Source organism: Bradyrhizobium sp. BLXBL-01 (assembly GCF_051853025.1).
GTDB lineage: Bacteria > Pseudomonadota > Alphaproteobacteria > Rhizobiales > Xanthobacteraceae > Bradyrhizobium.
On sequence record NZ_CP182471.1, the window covers coordinates 7,265,593 to 7,280,561 of the forward strand.

General features: G+C 65.6%; 13 protein-coding genes. 8 read left to right on the forward strand and 5 right to left on the reverse strand.

Annotated elements, in window-relative coordinates:
* Window positions 1-306 precede the first annotated feature (306 nt).
* The gene (locus ACNJYA_RS33590; protein WP_439401489.1) at window positions 307-1,260 is read left to right on the forward strand and encodes an IS110 family transposase; all 954 of its coding nucleotides are present in this window, start codon (window positions 307-309) and stop codon (window positions 1,258-1,260) included.
* Window positions 1,261-1,571: 311 nt separating this feature from the next.
* The gene (locus ACNJYA_RS33595; RefSeq protein ID WP_439364556.1) at window positions 1,572-2,387 is read left to right on the forward strand and encodes a DUF2927 domain-containing protein; all 816 of its coding nucleotides are present in this window, start codon (window positions 1,572-1,574) and stop codon (window positions 2,385-2,387) included.
* A gap of 190 nt (window positions 2,388-2,577) precedes the next feature.
* Here the strand turns inward: ACNJYA_RS33595 and ACNJYA_RS33600 are convergent, their stop codons facing one another.
* Window positions 2,578-3,384, reverse strand: coding sequence for a class I SAM-dependent methyltransferase (locus ACNJYA_RS33600; protein ID WP_212260427.1), 807 nt, complete (start codon window positions 3,382-3,384; stop codon window positions 2,578-2,580).
* Between the two features lie 93 nt (window positions 3,385-3,477).
* On the reverse strand, window positions 3,478-4,605 hold the full coding sequence (locus ACNJYA_RS33605; protein WP_439364557.1) for a threonine synthase: 1,128 nt from the start codon (window positions 4,603-4,605) through the stop codon (window positions 3,478-3,480).
* A gap of 346 nt (window positions 4,606-4,951) precedes the next feature.
* On the opposite strand from ACNJYA_RS33605, the gene ACNJYA_RS33610 reads away from it, so the two are divergent.
* The 4 genes from ACNJYA_RS33610 (at window position 4,952) to ACNJYA_RS33625 (ending at window position 8,497) form a co-directional block, all read left to right on the forward strand.
* The gene (locus ACNJYA_RS33610; RefSeq protein WP_439364558.1) at window positions 4,952-6,208 is read left to right on the forward strand and encodes a GTP cyclohydrolase II; all 1,257 of its coding nucleotides are present in this window, start codon (window positions 4,952-4,954) and stop codon (window positions 6,206-6,208) included.
* Between the two features lie 5 nt (window positions 6,209-6,213).
* Window positions 6,214-7,452, forward strand: a complete 1,239-nt coding sequence (locus ACNJYA_RS33615; protein WP_439364559.1) for a URC4/urg3 family protein — start codon at window positions 6,214-6,216, stop codon at window positions 7,450-7,452.
* A gap of 137 nt (window positions 7,453-7,589) precedes the next feature.
* Window positions 7,590-8,219 carry a uracil phosphoribosyltransferase gene (upp, locus tag ACNJYA_RS33620; RefSeq protein ID WP_172788408.1) on the forward strand — a complete coding sequence of 210 codons (630 nt, stop codon included), beginning with the start codon at window positions 7,590-7,592 and terminating at the stop codon, window positions 8,217-8,219.
* 65 nt (window positions 8,220-8,284) lie between these two features.
* Window positions 8,285-8,497, forward strand: a complete 213-nt coding sequence (locus tag ACNJYA_RS33625; RefSeq protein ID WP_212260431.1) for a hypothetical protein — start codon at window positions 8,285-8,287, stop codon at window positions 8,495-8,497.
* An 18-nt stretch (window positions 8,498-8,515) separates the two neighbouring features.
* Here ACNJYA_RS33625 and ACNJYA_RS33630 read toward each other — a convergent pair whose 3' ends face one another.
* Window positions 8,516-9,625 (reverse strand): M48 family metallopeptidase, encoded by a 1,110-nt coding sequence (locus ACNJYA_RS33630; RefSeq protein WP_439364560.1) that lies wholly within the window; start codon window positions 9,623-9,625, stop codon window positions 8,516-8,518.
* A gap of 3 nt (window positions 9,626-9,628) precedes the next feature.
* Window positions 9,629-10,774 (reverse strand): YjgN family protein, encoded by a 1,146-nt coding sequence (locus tag ACNJYA_RS33635; protein ID WP_172788465.1) that lies wholly within the window; start codon window positions 10,772-10,774, stop codon window positions 9,629-9,631.
* 394 nt (window positions 10,775-11,168) lie between these two features.
* Between ACNJYA_RS33635 and ACNJYA_RS33640 the strand changes: the two genes are divergently transcribed.
* Window positions 11,169-12,434, forward strand: a complete 1,266-nt coding sequence (locus ACNJYA_RS33640) for a cytochrome P450 (RefSeq protein WP_212260433.1) — start codon at window positions 11,169-11,171, stop codon at window positions 12,432-12,434.
* Between the two features lie 25 nt (window positions 12,435-12,459).
* Window positions 12,460-13,734 carry a cytochrome P450 gene (locus ACNJYA_RS33645; protein ID WP_172788412.1) on the forward strand — a complete coding sequence of 425 codons (1,275 nt, stop codon included), beginning with the start codon at window positions 12,460-12,462 and terminating at the stop codon, window positions 13,732-13,734.
* A 286-nt stretch (window positions 13,735-14,020) separates the two neighbouring features.
* Here ACNJYA_RS33645 and ACNJYA_RS33650 read toward each other — a convergent pair whose 3' ends face one another.
* Window positions 14,021-14,941, reverse strand: coding sequence for a LysR substrate-binding domain-containing protein (locus ACNJYA_RS33650; protein WP_172788413.1), 921 nt, complete (start codon window positions 14,939-14,941; stop codon window positions 14,021-14,023).
* Window positions 14,942-14,969 lie beyond the last annotated feature (28 nt).

A 14,969-nucleotide genomic window follows, 5' to 3' on the forward strand; every position in this document is an offset into this window, starting at 1 on the left:
TGGGCAAAGCCGGAGGATCGCGCGAACGCGCGGTCCGCCGGCGTGCCCACGGTTTTGAGATGGTGGGCACGGCGCTATGCGCCTTTGCCCACCCTTGTATTAGCGCGCCGGGTTAGGATGGCCCCGTTCCGTGAGGGATGGCCCAGCCCGGGTGGCCGCCCGAGCTGGGCCGCCGATCGATCGGATCGATGCCCACCGAAGCCTTGAAGGGCTGCGTTTCGTAGCAAGATCGCGGTCGGCACTTCATCGGGACCCGCATGGTTGAACGAACTTCAGGTTCGCATTCACAAGGGAGGGTCGAGGAAGATGGCCAAGCGTATCACGATCTGTGCCGGGATCGATACCGGCAAAGCTAAGCTCGACGTGGCGGTCGACGGCAGCTCGGAGCAATGGCAGGTCGACAACACGGTAGAAGGCCACCAGGCGCTGGTGGAGTGGCTGAAGCGCCGCAAGGTCAAGCGGATAGGGATCGAGGCCAGTGGAGGCTACGAGCAGGCGGTGGTCGCCGAGCTGCGGCGCAAGCGGTTCGTCGTCATCCTGTTTCAGCCGAAGCAGGTCTGTGCCTATGCCACGTTCCATCAGCTGCTGGCCAAGAACGACAAGATCGACGCGGCGCTGATCGCGATGTGCACTGCTGCGGTCAAGACGATCCATCCCGCTCCGGATCCGCGCCTGCAGCCCTTTGCCGAGCATCTGACGATGATCGACCAGATCACGGAGGACATCGCAAGACTGAAGAACCGGCTCGAGAGTTGCCGCGACACGCGGATTCAAGGGATTTGGAAGGCGCAGATCGCGCTCCTGGCCAAGTCCAAACGAGCCGAACTCAAAGCGCTGCTGGCGGCGATCCGCCAGCACCCTGATCTGGCCGCACGGCTCGATCTGATCTATAGCGTCGCCGGCTGCGGCCTGCCGACCGCCGTTGCCGTCCTGGTCAGGATGCCCGAGGTCGGCAACATCACGCGCGGGCCCGCTGCAGCTCTCGGCGGGCTGGCGCCTTATGACGACGACAGCGGCAATCACACCGGCGCCCGTCACATCGAGGGTGGCCGCGAACGCCTGCGCCGGGCGCTCTACAACGCGGCTCTCGCGGCATCCTTCCGCTGGAATCCGCAGCTCAAGGCTCTGTACGCCCGCCTGATCGCAGCCGGCACGCCACAAATGCGCGCGCATCGCCTGCGCCAGAAAGCTGCTCGTCACCATCAACGCCGTCGTCGCCCGCGGAACTCCCTGGGTGGCCGAGGTGCCTCACGCGCCTAGCTGCCCGCCGTCTGACCGCGTTTCTTTGTTCGATCAGGCGACCGTTTCTTCGTCCCGACCTGCCGCCACAACGACGCCGCGCGCGGCGGCCGTCAAGGCTGGCCGTCGCTCAAATCTCGCCTCACATCCGCTGCCGCCAGGCCACGCCTTGACGGTCGCAAGCGCGGCGTCATGCTCAAGGCAATCGGGCGCCGCTTCAATGGTTGCTACGACACTGTAACTCTCTTGCTACAGACGACGGCCGGAACCCGCAGGGCGCGTGAATTTGCGGTCTTGTGCGCGCGGCGCGAATGCGGCAGCGTCGCAGGACGATGAGCGCATCTGTCCCGCCCTCGCCCGGCCTTCGCTTCGCCCTGCTGGTGCTCGTGACGCTCACCTGTGCGCCTGACACCGCTACCATGGCTGCGGCCGGCGAGCTGCCGGCGATCTCCTCGCGCCAGCGCGCCGAGAAGAAGAGTTTCACCGACGGCGAGATCGTCGACGGCTTCCTGAAGACGGCGTTCGGCGCCGAATACCATCTTGCCGGCCGCGTCGACCGCATCCGCAAGTTCGACGGACCGGTGCGCGTCTACGCCGAGAGCGACCGCGCGGATCGCAAGACGCAGCTCGCCAAGGTCGTGGCCGACATCGGCAAGCGCGTGCAGCATCTCGACATCGCCATGATCGAGACCAACGAAGCGGCGAACGTGCGCGTAAAGCTGGTGCGCGACCGCGATCTCTTCCGCACCATCTCGAGCTTCTACGGCGCCGAGAAGGCGCGCGAGATCCGCTCCTCGCTCGATCCGCAATGCCTGTCCGGCTTCCGCAAGAACGACAATTTCGAGATCGAGCATTCCGACGTCATCCTCACCGTCGACAACGGCGATTTCACCTTCTTCGACTGCGCCTATGAGGAGCTGTTGCAATCGCTCGGGCCGATCAACGACACCACGAGCGTGCCCTGGACGATGTTCAACGACAACGTCTCGATGGGCTATTTCGACATCTACGACCAGTACATCCTCAACCTGCTGTACGATCCCCGCATCAAGGCGGGCATGACCGTGGCGGAGGTCAAGGCGGTGCTGCCCGCCGTGCTCAAGGACGTGCGCGCCTGGGTGAAGCGGGTGAATGACCTGAAGGAGTGAAGCGCACTGCCCTCCCCTTGCAAGGGAGGGCAGTCGCATTTGAGAGCTTTTCCCTGCGGCCATCCTTCGAGACGCCCGCTTTGGGCGGGCTCCTCAGGATGAGGGCGGAGTGCGCGGCAGCAGTGTCAACGAGCACTGACGCTGATTAGCCTCATCCTGAGAAGACCTCGCGTTCACCCTCGATCGCGCCTCACGCCTTCTTGGCCTTCGTCATCAGGAACTGCTGGCGCATCACGTTGTTGCCGGCGTCGAAATACTCCGAGATCAACGCCTCGAACTCGGCACGGAAGCTGCTGAGCTTGTCCGGCTCGTCCTTGTACTGGGCGACGAGCTTGATCAACGGCCCGATCGTCGCTTCCATGGTGCGGCGGAAATGCTGCGGGCTGAGCGTGGACGGCGTCATCATGTCCATCTCGAACGAGATTTCCTTCGCCTTCCCCGCGAGACGCTCGGCGACGATTTTCGGATCGCCCCACAACGCCGGTGATGCGACGCCCTCGGGTGGCGGCAGATGGCGGCCGACCAGCGCGAACATGCGGCCGACATAGAGATGCGGCGGCCAGGTGGAGAAGGCGATGGTGCCGCCGGGCTTCAGCACGCGCAGCATCTCGCCGATCGCGACGTCCGGACGCGGCGCGAACATGTGGCCGAACTGGCTGAGCACCACGTCGAACTCGCTGTCGCCATAGGGCAGGCTCTCGGCGTCGCCGTCGACGAAGTCGACATCGAGATTCGCCAGCCCTGCGTGCTCGCGGGCGCGCTCGATCAGAACCGGCGAGAGGTCGAGACCCCTGACCTTCGCACCGCGGCGCGCGGCCGTGATCGCGACAACGCCGGTGCCGCATCCGACGTCGAGCAGCTTTTGGCCGGCGGCAATGCCGGCAAAACCGACCAGCTTGGCCGCGGTCGGAGTCGTGAAAACCTCCATCGGCGTGAACAGCGACCAAGCTTCCTTCTGGATCGCCTTGAAACCTGCAAACGGATCCTGCGCGGTCATGGAACTCTCCCTTTGCGTGAGCTCAACCTTCATGAGGCTGGCGACGCACACCGAAGGTTCAATGCGTTAGCGTAGCTCCGCGGCACAAGGGCTCTATTGCACGAGATCGGCGACAGTGGTTGCGGCTTTCAGGCCCGTGCCGGTGAGAACAGCGACCGTGGTCTCGTTCGCTCTGATGGCCCCGGCAGCCGCGAGTTTGTCCAGGGCCGCAGCTGCGCTGGCGCTGGTCGGCTCGGCGAACAGGCCTTGCCGCGCGAGGCGGCGCAGGGCGGCGACGATCTCGTCCTCGGTGAGCGCGATGGTGCCGCCGCCGCTCTCGCGCAAGGCGGCGACGATCTCGCGCAGGCGCAGGGGACTCTTGATCGCGGTGCCCTCCGCGACGGTCTTGCTCACCTCGCGCGCGACCGGCGTATCGACGCCGGCCTTGAAGCTTGCATCGATCGGCGAGCAGTTGAGCGGCTGCGCCGCGAACAGGCGCGGCAGCTTCGATATCTGCCCGGCCTTCAACAGCTCGCGGAAGCCGAAGGCGCAACCGAGGAGACTGCTGCCGGCGCCGACGGGAACGATGACGTTGTCGGGCGCGCGGAAGCCGAGATCTTCCCAGATCTCGTAAGCCAGCGACTTGGTGCCTTCGAGGAAGAACGGCTGCCAATTGTGGCTGGCGTAGAAGGTCTGGCTCGACTGGCGGATGGCCTCGGCTTCGGATTCCTCGCGCGGGCCCTCCACGAGTTGCACGGTCGCGCCGTAGGCGCGGACCTGCGCGATCTTCGCCGGCGACGTGGAGGCGGGCGCCAGAATCTTGACGCGCATGCCGCCGGCCGCACCCAAGCCGGCCATCGATGAGCCGCCGTTGCCGGAGGAATCCTCCAGAATGGCGTCGATGCCGATCTGCCGCAGGAAGGACAGCATCACCGCCGAGCCGCGATCCTTGAAGCTGCCGGTCGGGTTGAACCATTCGAGCTTGAACAGCGGGCGCAGAGCGCCCCATTCCTGCTGGACCAGCGGCGTGCAACCCTCGCCGAGCGTGATCGGGGTCTTGATCTCGACCGGCAGCGCCGCCCGATAGCGCCAGAGCGACCGCGTCCGGCCATCGATGTCCTGGCGCGAGATGCCCGCCCCCGGCGTCACCAGCAGCGGCGTGCGCTCGTCCGAGCACCAGCGCGGCTGGTCCAGGGGATAGAGCTTTCCGTTGCGGGGATCGATGTAGCTGGCGGCAGGCATGGCAGTCTCCAAGGAGGGGTAGCGCGGTGCGCCGAACTTGAAGCCCGCCGCACGAAGCAACACCTCCTTGAAAACACGAAAAACAGAACTATTTCAATTCCTTAAACTGGCCTCCCGGGCGCGGCGGCAAGCTCGATGAGGCGCGGCATCGGATGCCGGCAGGCCTGACGGCCCTCCCGATGCCCGGAATTTGGCCGCGAGCGGCCCCTGCGCCCTGCCACGATTAACTTGTCTGTCGTCACCGGCCGCTACAATATGTTGGATTGAGCTTGCGCCGCCGGTTCGGCGTCGCAAGCGAGCCAGGCCCGTCCGAGCGGCGGGCCGTTGGCTTTTTGGGAGCCTGGACATGAGCCGTGCCAACCGTACCGACCACATCCGCCTGACCTCCCATCCGGAGCCGGGCAGGAAGGCCGCCTTTCCGATCCATTGGGGCGCCACTGATGCGCGCGCCCGCGGGCCGATCATCGGCACGGTATCGCGCGCCGGAGACCGCAACGTGATCGGTAGCCATGGCGGCTCCTATGCGATGTACCGGGCGCTCGCGGTCTCCGCCGGCGCGCTCGATCCGATTCGAAGGCCCGATCTCACCAACACCTTTCCGGCCGCGACCATCGGCCCGTTCCCGCAATGGAACGATCCCACGAAAATCGTCGCGCTCGATCCCTGGGGGCACCTGGTCGCCGAGAATTTTCGCCAGGAGATCGCCGAGGGCGCGGACATCCGCCCGAGCATCGCCGTGACGCGGGCGCGGCTCGACCTGCCCGAGATCCGTGAAGCGATCGCCGCAAAGCGGCTCCGCGCCGACGGCGAGGTCGTGCACGCCAATGGCAGCGTCTCGGTGGTGAAGATCGCGATCGATCCGGTGTGGTACCTGCCGGGCCTTGCGGCGCGCTTTGGCACCGGCGAGACCGAGCTGCGGCGCACGCTGTTCGAGCAGACTGCCGGCATGTTCCCCGAACTCGTCACGCGATCGGACATGAAGGTGTTCCTGCCGCCGATCGGCGGCACTACGGTCTATCTGTTCGGCGACGTGACAAAACTGCCGGACCATCGCACCAAGATCACCTGCCGCGTGCATGACGAATGCAACGGCTCCGACGTGTTCGGCTCCGACATCTGCACCTGCCGGCCCTATCTGATCCACGGCATTGAGGAATCCGCGCGCGGCGCGCAGGAGGGCGGGCTCGGGCTCGTCATCTACAACCGGAAAGAGGGCCGCGCGCTCGGCGAGGTCACCAAATTCCTGGTCTACAATGCGCGCAAGCGGCAGGAGGACGGCGATGCGGCCGCCGCCTATTTCGAGCGCACCGAGTGCGTGGCCGGCGTCCAGGACGCGCGCTTCCAGCAATTGATGCCGGATACGATCCACTGGCTCGGCCTCAAGCGCATCGACCGTTTCCTGTCGATGAGCGACATGAAATACGACGCGCTGACCTCGCAAGGCATCGACATCGTCGAGCGCGTGCCGATCCCGCTGGAGCTGATTCCGGCCGATGCTCATGTCGAGATCGCCGCGAAGAAAGCTGCCGGCTATTACTCCACCGACATCGCGCCGGAGAAGGACGTCAACGGCGTGGTCGGGCGTTCGCTGGAAAAATACTGATCGCGATGGCGGACGCTTTGGAATTGCAGGCGCACGCGCTGCTCACCGCAAAGGCGGTGCGCGCGCGCGCCGGGCAGATGCTCGAGCTCGGCCTTGCCGGCGGGCTCACCCATTTCACCGTTGATCTCGACCGCATGGATGGCGTTGCCGAGGCCGTGCTCGCGGTCACGCGTAAAGCCTATCCGACGCTCGACATTCCGTTCCATGCGCGCTGGCGGCACTTCGTGCTCGGCGGCGTCGACCGCTGGGCCCGGCTTGCCGAGGCTGCGTCCTGGCCGGATCGCGCGGCGCGGGCGCGCGCCGAGTTCGACCTCGCCATCGTCAGCGTGCTGCTCGACGCCGGCGCCGGCGCAGCGTGGCGCTATCGCGACGCCGTGACGGGAGCAGACGTAGGCCGATCGGAAGGGCTTGCGATCGCGAGCCTCGACATGTTCGCGAGCGGGCTGTTTTCGCACGATGCCCGTGCGCCGTTCAGGGCCGATGCGGATGTGCTCGCAAGACTGCCCCTCGCCTCCCTCACCTCCGCCTTTCAGGTGAGCGACGTCAACCCGCTGCTCGGCCTGGAGGGACGCACCGACCTGCTGCGTCGTCTGGGCAAGCAGGTCTCGGAGCGTGCGGACGTGTTCGGCTTGCACGATACGCCGCGGCCGGGCGGGCTGTTCGATCATATCGCGGCGCGGGCGATCGGCGGCACTGTTGCTGCGCCCGCGATCCTGTCCGCGGTGCTGAACCAGCTCGGCCCGATCTGGCCGTCGCGGCTCGAGCTCGCGGGCGTCCCGCTCGGCGATTGCTGGCGCCATCCTGCGATCAAGGCGGACGACGGCACTGCGGGCCTCGTGCCGCTGCACAAGCTATCGCAATGGCTGAGCTATTCGCTGATCGAGCCGCTGCAGCGCGCCGGCTTCGAGGTGACCGACATCGACGGCCTGACCGGGCTTGCCGAATATCGCAATGGCGGCCTGTTCGTCGACCATGAGGTGCTGCGCCTGCGCGAAGCCGCGGATGCCGAGCGCGCGCATGCGGTGGACTCGCTGCTCGTCGTGGAGTGGCGCGCGCTGACCGTTGCTCTGCTGGATCGCCTTGCCGAACTGGTTCGCGCCAAGCTCGGCCGCACGCCGGAGACACTGCCGCTTGCAAGTATTCTGGAAGGCGGCACCTGGGCCGCCGGCCGCGCCATCGCCTTTGCACGCCGCCGCGATGGATCGCCGCCGCTAAGGGTGATCAGCGACGGTACGGTGTTTTAGAGAATGGATAGAGATTTTCGACCACGCGCGTCATTGCGAGCGCAGCGAAGCAATCCAGAGTCCGTCCGCGGAGAGATCCTGCATTGCTTCGCTGCGCTCGCAATGACGCCTCGGTGAAATTTCAGGAGCATCTCATTATGGAAGGCGTCACGATCGTCGATCATCCGCTGGTGCAGCACAAGCTGACGCTGGTGCGGGACAAGTCCATCTCGACCAAGTCGTTCCGCGAGCTGATCAAGGAGATCGGCATGCTGCTGTGCTACGAGGTGACGCGCGACCTACCGCTCGCCGACACCGTCATCGAGACGCCGCTGGCGACGATGCATTCGGCCAAGATCGCCGGCAAGAAGCTGGTGTTCGTGCCGATGCTGCGCGCTGGCACCACCTTCGTCGACGGCATGATGGACCTGGTGCCGACCGCTCGCGTCGCCCATATCGGCCTCTACCGCGAGCCGCACAGCTTCGCGGCGGTGGAGTATTTCTTCAAATCGCCCTCTGACCTCGGCGAGCGCCTCGCCATCGTGGTGACGCCGGTGGTCGCCACCGCCAACACCGCCGTCGCCGCCATCGACCGGCTGAAGGAGCGCGGCGCCAGGGACATCCGCCTTGCCTGCCTGATCGCAGCTCCTGAAGGGCTCGAGCGGCTGCGCGGATTGCATCCGGACGTGCCGATCTGGACCGCGGCGGTGGATGAAGGGCTCGACGACAACGGGTTCATCCTGCCGGGCCTCGGCGATGCCGGCGACCGCGCCTACGGAACGCGCTAAGCGCTGCGCGCTTTAGGAACAGCTTCCATCGCGCGAGGTTCTCCGGCTCTAGCATGGAGAGCACGATGACCTATCAGAATGATGACCGCAGGGCCGACAGAGCGCGCCGCAACAGCCCGGTGGGCTGGGCGATCGGCGCGATCTTCGTGATCGCCGTGGTCGCCGCCGTCTTCTTCTACAACGGACGCGAGGTGGGTCCGCAGGCGACGTCGACCAATCCGAACAACGCGCCGAGCGTCACGACCGGATCGAATCCACCTGCCGCGCCGGCGAAGTGATGCGCTGAGAGCGGGCCCTCACACCTTCCCGCTGCCGCAAATGCCCTTCAGCGCCTGCCACTCCTTGTCGGTCAGCAGCGGTGGGCCGCTGACGGGCCGATCCTCCGTCGTCATGCGCGCGAGGCGGTCCTCGGTCAGCGGATGGCTGGCGAGAATCGTGGCGAGCGAGGAGCCGCCTTCCTTGCCGGTGATGCGGAACATCAATTGGGCCGCAGGTTTCGGCGAACGGCCGAGCGCATGCATGATCTCGATCGCGAAGGTGTCGGCGCCGGTCTCGGCTTCGCGCGAATAGGAGGCTTCGACCAGGCTGCGCGAGGCGAAGATCACGGCCGATGAGCCGGTGATGTCGCCGAACAACAGGCCGATCAGGAACGAGGTGCCGCCGTTATAGATCAGGCCGCGCATGTTGTCGTGATGCTTGAGATGGCCGAGCTCGTGGGCGAGGATGCCGGCAAGCTCGTCGGGATTCTCGGCCTTGTCGAGCAGGCCCTTCAGCACGAACACCTTGCCGCCAGGCAGCGCGAAGGCATTCGGCACCGCGGTCGGCAGCACGCCGGCCGTCATGGTGTCGTCGAGGCCGGCCGCATCGCGCAGGCGGTTGACGAGCTTCGTGAAGGCGGCCTTGCCCGCGGGATCTTCGCAGACGCTGCGGCCGAAAATGGTCTTCATCTGGACCTCGGCGGCGTCGCCAATGCGCCGTTCCACGGGCTTGGGCACCAGCGGCGCGAGCCGGTCGGCGGCGAGCGGCACGCCGAACAGGACGACGCAGACGATGGAGACGGCGGCGGCAACCGACCAGCCCACGATCTTGGCGACACCGCGGCGCGTCGTCTGGTGCTCGTCGAGACGCGTGCAGCGGGCGACCACCTCGGCGGCGAGCGCGGCATCGCGGATCTCCAGCCGGGCCAGAGGCGGCGCTGACGTCGCAGCCAGGCGCAGGATTCCAGGGGGACCGTCGGCGCGGCGAATGTCGGCATAGGCCCAGCGAACGGGCGTCGCGCCGTCCTCGGCGATCTCGAGCGCATCGCCGAGGATCAGCGCCACTTGCCGTCTGCGGCTCGACACGCCGTCGAAGAAGATGGTCGGCTTGGCCGACTGCGCCGGGGTCTCGGCAAACACGTCACTCACAGCTCAGAATCCCGCGACATCGAGTCCGTCGGCAAAGCCTTCGCCGAGCGCGCTGGCAAGCTGACCGCTGCCGCGCACGTCCGCCGCGGTCCCGATGTTGTGCACCTCGACGGTCTCCAGCACCTTGGCCCAGAGATCGCGCTGAAGATAGACGCGCATGACGATGTTGATGGCAAGGGCGAGCGCGAAATAGCCGATCACCATCATCGCCACCATCGGGATGCTCTTCGTCGCATTGTCGCCGGCGAAGATCTCCTCGGCCGGAACGCCGGTCAGCGTGACGACGAGCAAGGCGCTGCCGCCCATATAGGCCGCGAACGCGACCGTGAGCAGCATCCACCAGCCGATCACTTTCCAGTACAGGCCGTAGAAGGCGTCGTGCGGCAGGTTCGAGGACAGGCCGACACCGCCGATGCGGATGCCGTCGAGCCACCAGCGCCATTCGCGCGCCTTGAACTCGGCGTAGAAGAACGGTGCGAGCGGGAAGATGAAGAGCGCGATCGGGCTGAGCAGCCACAGCCACCAGCCGCGCTTGAAGAAGGTCCAGCCGTCGCCTTCGAAGTCGCCGCGGAGATCGCCGTAATGGGTGTGCCGCATCTTGTAGCGTTCGAGCGCAGCCTCGCGCCAGGGCAGCGCCAGGCCGAGCGTCAGGAATACCAGCAAGCCCCACAGCATGGCGCGAAACGCGTAGGCCCAGCCCGAGCCGTCCATCCAGAAGCGGACGCCGCGCCAGACCGTGCGCGTCAGGCGGTAGCGCCGCGCGCGAAAAATCGCGAACTGGCCGAAGGCGTAGAAGGCGATGAACAGCGGCGTCGAGGCGAAGCCCTGCCAGCGCTCGAACTCGATGCCAACGAGAAAATAGGCGAGATAGATCGGCACCAGGATCGCGAGCGCGAACAGGAAGCCGACCAGGAGCTCCCTGGCCCGCCCGGTGTATTCGGCCGCATCACCGTCGATCGCGGTGTGCGTCCACAGATGACGGCGGATGTCGGTGACGAGCCAGAACCGGTAGAAGCCGAAGGTGACCAGCTCCAGCAAGGCACCCTTGGTGACCAGTTTGCGGAACTCGGAGCGGTTGCCGGAGAAATCGACCCGCGTCGGCGGCAGCGGCGGAGGTAAGGGTTCGGACCCGATCGGGGTCCATTGCATGTCGTTCACGGCGGCAACCTCGGGATGCGGATCTGTTCCGGTCAAACTATAGATCAGAGGTTAGTCGATCCCCAAGATGGGCGGGTTCGATTCAGCTCGATTCCGGTCGGTTTCTGCCATGCTTCCACGACAAAACGGTGTGCTGGGGGATCACGCTCGTCGATGTCGCGTAGCCTGGATGGAGCGACGCGCAATCCAGGACAGCGGCAGCGGCACGATTCCCGGATTTCGCTTGCGCTCCATCCAGGCTACGCGCTTCCATTCGGCCTACGCTCAAGGGTTGGATGTGGCAAAACTCTCCCTTGCCCCGGCGCAGACAACCGGCTGTAATTGCAAATCAAATACCGCAGCGCAGAATTCAACGACGCGCGGTTCATACCCAGGGAGAACGGTCATGCACGGGACCATCGAAAGCGCGGCCAAGCTCGACGCATTGCGCGAGCGCGCAACGTCGCTGCCGCTGGAGCAATTCGATCCCGGCGACCCCGAGTTGTTCAGGACCGATACGTTCTGGCCCTATTTCGACCGGCTGCGGCGGGAAGATCCCGTGCACTACTGCAAGGACTCGATGTTCGGGCCGTACTGGTCGGTGACGCGCTACAACGACATCATGGAGATCGAGACCAACCATGCGGTGTTCTCCTCCGCTTCCTCGCTCGGCGGCATCACCATCCGCGACATCGATCCGGATCTGCGCCGCGAGAGTTTCATTTCGATGGATCCGCCGCGCCATGCAGCCCAGCGCAAGACCGTGGCGCCGATGTTCACGCCGACGCACCTGGACAATCTCGCCATCAACATCCGCAAGCGCTCGGCCGAGTGCCTGGACAATCTGCCCCGCGGCGAGGTGTTCGACTGGGTCGACCGCGTCTCGATCGAGCTCACGACGCAGATGCTGGCGGTGCTGTTCGACTTCCCCTGGGAGGACCGCCGCAAGCTGACGCGCTGGTCGGACGTCGCCACCACGATTCCCGGCCCCGACGGTCTCGTCGCGACCGAGGACGAGCGGCAGGCCGAACTCGCCGAATGCGCCGCCTACTTCTCCCGCCTTTGGAAGGAGCGCATCGAACAGCCGCCGAAGAGCGACCTGCTGTCGATGATGGCGCATGGCACTGCTACGCGCGACATGGATGCAAAGAACTTCCTCGGCAATCTCGTTCTGTTGATCGTCGGCGGCAATGACACCACCCGCAACACCATGTCGGGCTCGCTTCTCGCGCTGAGCCAGCATCCCGACCAATATCGCAAGCTGCGCGAGAACCCTGATCTGCTCGACAGCTTCGTGCCGGAGGTGATCCGCTGGCAGACGCCGCTGGCGCATATGCGCCGCACGGCGCTCTCCGACTTCGAGTTCCGCGGCAAGCAGATCAAGAAGGGTGACAAGGTCGTGATGTGGTACGTCTCGGGCAACCGCGACGAGGAGGCGATCGACAAGCCTTACGAATTCATCATCGATCGCGCGCGCCCACGCACCCACCTGTCCTTCGGCTTCGGCATTCACCGTTGCGTGGGCCTGCGGCTTGCCGAGCTTCAGCTCAAGATCATTTGGGAGGAAATTCTCAAGCGATTCGACCATATTGACGTGGTCGGCGAACCCACGCGGGTCTATTCGAGTTTCGTGAAGGGTATCGAGACGCTGCCGGTGAAGATTGCGGCGTGAGTCGAACGCAACTGGAGCCACGATCATGAACATCCAAGCGCCGGTCAAATCCGACAAGGCCGAACGCATGCGCAGGGCCCGCGAGGAGGCCTATGCGACGCCGCTGTCGCAATTCCATCCCGGCGCGCCCCGGCTGTTCCAGGACGACACGCTGTGGCCCTGGTTCGAGCGCCTGCGCAACGAAGAGCCGGTGCATTACTGCACCAATGCGCCGATCGAGCCGTACTGGTCGGTGGTGAAATACAACGACATCATGCATGTCGACACCAATCACGGCATCTTCTCATCGGACTCCAAGCTCGGCGGCATCTCGATCCGCGACGTGCCGGAAGGCTACGACTATCCGAGCTTCATCGCGATGGACCAGCCCCGGCATTCGGCGCAGCGCAAGACGGTATCGCCGATGTTCACGCCGACACATCTGGACGAGCTGGCCAAACTCATTCGGCAGCGCTCGCAGACCGTGCTGGACAATCTGCCGCGCAACGAGACCTTCAACTTCGTCGAGCGGGTCTCGATCGAGCTGACCACGCAGATGCTGGCGACCCTGTTCGACTTCCCCTGGGAAGAGCGGCGCAAGCTGACGCGCTGGTCGGACGTCTCGACCGCGCTGCCCAAGAGCGGCATCGTCGCCAGCGCCGAAGAGCGCCGCCGCGAGATGGACGAGTGCTACGCCTACATGTCCAAGCTCTGGAACGAGCGCGTCAACTCGGCGCCGCGCAACGATCTATTGTCGCTGATGGCCCACAACGAGGCCACGCGGCACATGGACCCCGACAACCTCATGGGCAACATCATCCTGCTCATCGTCGGCGGCAACGACACCACGCGCAACACCATGACCGGCTCGGTGCTGGCGCTGAACGAGAATCCCGAACAATACGACAAGCTGCGCGCCAACCCGGAGCTGATCGATTCCATGGTGCCGGAGGTGATCCGCTGGCAGACGCCGCTGGCGCATATGCGGCGCACGGCGCTTGCCGATACCGAGATCGGCGGCAAGCACATCAGGAAGGGCGACCGCGTCGTGATGTGGTACGTCTCCGGCAACCGCGACGAGGAGATGTTCGAGAAGCCGAACGAGTTCATCATCGACCGCCCGCGCCCGCGCACGCACCTGTCCTTCGGCTTCGGCATCCACCGCTGCGTCGGCATGCGCCTTGCCGAGCTGCAGCTACGGATCATCTGGGAGGAGATGCTGAAGCGGTTCGACCGCATCGAGGTGGTTGGCGAGCCGAAGCGGATCTATTCGAGCTTCATCAAGGGATACGAGACGCTGCCGGTGAGGATACCGGGGTAGGCGCCGCTCTGCGGAGTTCTTTGAGGCAAGGCGTCTCTCCAAAACTCCGCTGTCATGCCCCGCGAAGGCGGGGCATCCAGTACGCCGCGGCTTCTCGGTTCAAGCACTGCTGTCTCTGGAATACTGGATTGCCCGCCTTCGCGGGCAATGACACCGAGGGTGGGGCTAGGAGCACGTCGTCCCTAACGCTCGGCTATCACACCTCCCCCAGCTATAAAATTCCGGCATGACAGCTCGCGCCAGATGCGAAGGCACGATGGCGCGCGGCTGTTCTACCACACGCCATCTAACTCAACTTGATGTCCCACACGCCGTCCTTGCGGCAGGCGGCGACCTCCTCGCGCAACAGCGCGGTGATGGCGAGCGAGGCCGTCGAGGCCGGGCGGTCGATTGGAGAAGCAAAGATGAGCTCGCGCGTCATCGGCTTGGATACGGGGGCGGTTTCCAGCCGCCCGTCCGCGACCTCGCCGTGGACCGAGGACGGCGGCAGCAGCGCGAAGCCGAGGCCCTCCTCGACCAGGCTGGTCAGCACGCGGAACGAATCCGCCTCCAGCTGGACGTCGAGCTTGATCTTGCGCTGGGCCGCGGCGTGCTCGATCAGCGCGCGGAGGCCGTGGGAATGAGAGGGCAGCACCAGGCGCTGCCGCAGCAGCCAGCCGATGTCGACGTTTTTCTTCCGCGCCAGCCCGCAGCCGCGCGGGCCGACCGCGACGATGTTGTCGCGCCCCAGGCTCTGCACGTTGAGATGCAGATCGGCCGAGCGGCCGTAGAGGATGGCGAGGTCCATCTCGCCACGATGCAGCCATTCGACCAGATGGCCGCTGTAGCTTTCGACGATGCGCAGCGAGATGCCGGGAAATTTTTCGACGCAGCGCCGCGCGAAGCGCGCCGACAGCACGCAGCTCACGGTCGGAACGAGACCGAGCACGACCTGGCCCGACGGCGGCCCCTTGGCGGACTGGATGTCGTCGCGGATCTGGTCGATCTGCCGCACGATGCCGGAGGTGCGCGCGAGCAGGAGGCGGCCGGCCTCGGTCAGCACCATGCCGCGCCCGTTGCGCGTGAAAAGCTCGGTGCGCAGCTCGTGTTCCAGCAGCTTGATCTGACGAGAGAGCGCCGGCTGCGCCACGCGCAAGGTGTCGGAGGCCTTGGACAGGCTGCCGAGCTCCGCCACGCAACTGAAGGTCCTGAGCTGCCGGAAATCCATGCTTGCCAATCCTGGAAGGCTACTCCAT

What these genes read in the sequence shown, in the direction of transcription:
- ACNJYA_RS33640 (WP_212260433.1), top strand. Translation starts at nt 11,169, where the DNA reads ATGCACGGGACCATCGAAAGCGCGGCCAAGCTCGACGCATTGCGCGAG.
- ACNJYA_RS33600 (WP_212260427.1), bottom strand. Translation starts at nt 3,384, where the DNA reads ATGACCGCGCAGGATCCGTTTGCAGGTTTCAAGGCGATCCAGAAGGAA.
- ACNJYA_RS33605 (WP_439364557.1), bottom strand. Translation starts at nt 4,605, where the DNA reads ATGCCTGCCGCCAGCTACATCGATCCCCGCAACGGAAAGCTCTATCCC.
- ACNJYA_RS33635 (WP_172788465.1), bottom strand. Translation starts at nt 10,774, where the DNA reads ATGCAATGGACCCCGATCGGGTCCGAACCCTTACCTCCGCCGCTGCCG.
- ACNJYA_RS33645 (WP_172788412.1), top strand. Translation starts at nt 12,460, where the DNA reads ATGAACATCCAAGCGCCGGTCAAATCCGACAAGGCCGAACGCATGCGC.
- ACNJYA_RS33650 (WP_172788413.1), bottom strand. Translation starts at nt 14,941, where the DNA reads ATGGATTTCCGGCAGCTCAGGACCTTCAGTTGCGTGGCGGAGCTCGGC.
- ACNJYA_RS33610 (WP_439364558.1), top strand. Translation starts at nt 4,952, where the DNA reads ATGAGCCGTGCCAACCGTACCGACCACATCCGCCTGACCTCCCATCCG.
- ACNJYA_RS33615 (WP_439364559.1), top strand. Translation starts at nt 6,214, where the DNA reads ATGGCGGACGCTTTGGAATTGCAGGCGCACGCGCTGCTCACCGCAAAG.
- ACNJYA_RS33590 (WP_439401489.1), top strand. Translation starts at nt 307, where the DNA reads ATGGCCAAGCGTATCACGATCTGTGCCGGGATCGATACCGGCAAAGCT.
- ACNJYA_RS33595 (WP_439364556.1), top strand. Translation starts at nt 1,572, where the DNA reads ATGAGCGCATCTGTCCCGCCCTCGCCCGGCCTTCGCTTCGCCCTGCTG.
- ACNJYA_RS33625 (WP_212260431.1), top strand. Translation starts at nt 8,285, where the DNA reads ATGACCTATCAGAATGATGACCGCAGGGCCGACAGAGCGCGCCGCAAC.
- upp (WP_172788408.1), top strand. Translation starts at nt 7,590, where the DNA reads ATGGAAGGCGTCACGATCGTCGATCATCCGCTGGTGCAGCACAAGCTG.